This window comes from Kitasatospora cheerisanensis KCTC 2395 (assembly GCF_000696185.1).
Lineage (GTDB): Bacteria > Actinomycetota > Actinomycetes > Streptomycetales > Streptomycetaceae > Kitasatospora > Kitasatospora cheerisanensis.
In genome coordinates, this window is sequence record NZ_KK853997.1 from 6441112 (window position 1) to 6441823 (window position 712).

Annotated in this window: 1 protein-coding gene; it reads right to left on the reverse strand. The window is 76.8% G+C overall.

The features are described 5' to 3' along the window. A partial coding sequence (locus KCH_RS42790) for an FAD-dependent oxidoreductase (protein ID WP_208865998.1) occupies nt 1-712 on the reverse strand: 712 nt, incomplete at both ends.

Consider the following 712-nt stretch of genomic DNA (forward strand, 5'->3'; position numbering starts at 1 on the left):
GGGGGTGGGGGGCCCCCCTCCCCCCCGGGCGGCCGGGGACCCTGGGGGTCCGACCCGGACCAGCACCCGGGCTCACCCCGTGTGCCAGCCATCCCGCCCCGGTCCAGCAGGCGCCGGGTCAACCGTTCGCACAGCCGGTGCGCGCCGCCCGCCACCCGGTCCTGCTGGGCGCCGCCCGCGAAGGCGTTCAGATAGCGCAGCCCGCCGCCCGAGCGCAGGTAGAACGCCAGGTGGAGCACCGAGATCCGGGCCGGATCGGCGGCCATCATCTCGCCCAGGAACAGCGGGAAGAACAACCGGGCGTCCGGGTGCGAGAGGTGTCGCTCCGCCCAGTCGGCGGCCGTCAGCGCGTCCAGCCGCGCCGCGTCCGGGGACAGCCACGGCGCGTCCGGGCGGACGGCGGCCGTCAACTCCTCCAACTGCTCGAACAGGTCGCCCAGGGCGACCGCGCTCAGCGGCGGGAACCGCCCGTCCCTGGTCGCCGCCCCGCCGTGCTCGGCGTACCCGCCGTCCTTGTCGTCGCCGGTGCCGGTGTCGGTGCTCGGAGCGAGGGCGAAGCGGCTGGCGCCGAGCATGGTGGTCGGCGCGGTCTTCAAGTCGCAGGCGGCGAGCAGGGCGTGGAGTTCGGTGTGCCGGTCGCCCAGGTAGGCGGCGCCCGCGTCGATCCACCGTCCCGGCGCGACCTCGATCCCGCGGACCCGGCCGCCGACCC